This is a genomic window from Streptomyces sp. NPDC001156, from assembly GCF_053598275.1.
This window is the reverse complement of the sequence record NZ_JBSFJX010000559.1, coordinates 1-1,209: the sequence shown is the minus strand read 5'-3', so window position 1 is coordinate 1,209 and position 1,209 is coordinate 1. Positions and strand designations below refer to the sequence as shown.

At 71.1% G+C, this 1,209-nt stretch carries 1 protein-coding gene; it reads right to left on the bottom strand.

Going from position 1 to position 1,209, the window contains the following annotated elements; translation table 11 throughout:
• Positions 1–66: 66 nt before the first annotated feature.
• Positions 67–1,209, bottom strand: a 1,143-nt coding sequence (locus ACWDA7_RS53115) for a transposase (RefSeq protein ID WP_450615449.1), incomplete at its 5' end; no start/stop codon positions are given.

Here is a 1,209-nt window from a genome sequence, read left to right as displayed (position 1 = left end):
CTAGAAGATCACTGAAAATCTTGCTGTGAGGGTGGTTCCGCTGGTGGCGGGGCCGCCCTCCGTGCTTCATGGTGTGGCCGGAGTCAGGGTCCAGGTGCCGTCGGCGGCGGGTTCGAGGCCGAGGTTGACCAGTCGGCGGAGGTTGAGGGCGGCGGCTCGGTTGCGGAGCCAGGTGTCGTTCTTGAGGGTGCCGACGTAGCGCAGTCTGCGGTTGCCTTTGGCGGTCAGCCAGGCGATGCCGCGTTCGACGGGTGGCCGCCAGCGGCGGTAGGCGTCTTTCCAGGCGGGGTCGGCGGCCTGGGAGCGGGCGTCGGCCAGGCGCTGGTGCTGGGGGTGGACTTGCAGTACCCGGCCGGTCTTGGAGGTGGTGCAGCGTTCGCGCAGCGGGCAGCCGGTGCACAGCTTCTTGAACTGGGCTTGGCGAAAGCCTCCCTTGAGGGGCTTGCCGAGGGGGACGGTGTGCCCGGCGGGGCAGGTGACCTGGCTGTTTTCGGTGTCGATGGGGAAGTTGTCGCTGGTGAAGCCGCCGGGTGTGGCCGGGCGCAGCGGCGGGGGCTTGAGGACGGCGTCGTGGCCCTGTTGTTCGAGGTGTTCACGCAGGTCGGCGGTGCCGTAGGCGGAGTCGCCGAGCACCTCGCAGGGCTCGTCCTCGTCGGCGAGGAGGTCCTCGGCGATCTTCGCCTCATGGTTGGCGGGGCCGCAGCCCGGGGCAAGGGCGACCTCGGTGAACAGGCCGGTCTCCGGCTCGACGGCGACGTGGCCCTTGAAGCCTTCCTGATGCCGGGTGCGGTTCTTGTGGATGTGCCTGGCCTCGGGATCGACGGTGGACACCACGCGGCCTGGGACCGTGCGCCGGGCGATGCGCCAGCGGCCGTCGCGCCCGTCGGAGTCCTCGGCGGGTTCCACGTCCTGGCCGGCGATCAGGGCCAGCAGGCCGACCGCGTTCGCGGCCCGCTCGCCCAGTTCCTGCTCGGGCAGGCGCCCCAGCAGGTTGAGCGCGTCGATCACCAGCGCGTCGACCAGTGCGGCACGGGCGGCCTCGTCGTCCCAGGCGATCCTCGGCTTGCCCGGATCGGCGTAGTCGTGCGCGGTCAAGTGCGCGGCGGCGACCTGATCGGCGCCGGGCACCTCGCGGATCACCCGGCGGATGGCCGAGATCAGCTGGGTGACCGTGTCCTGGGTGGCCACCGCGTCATCGAACACCGTGGA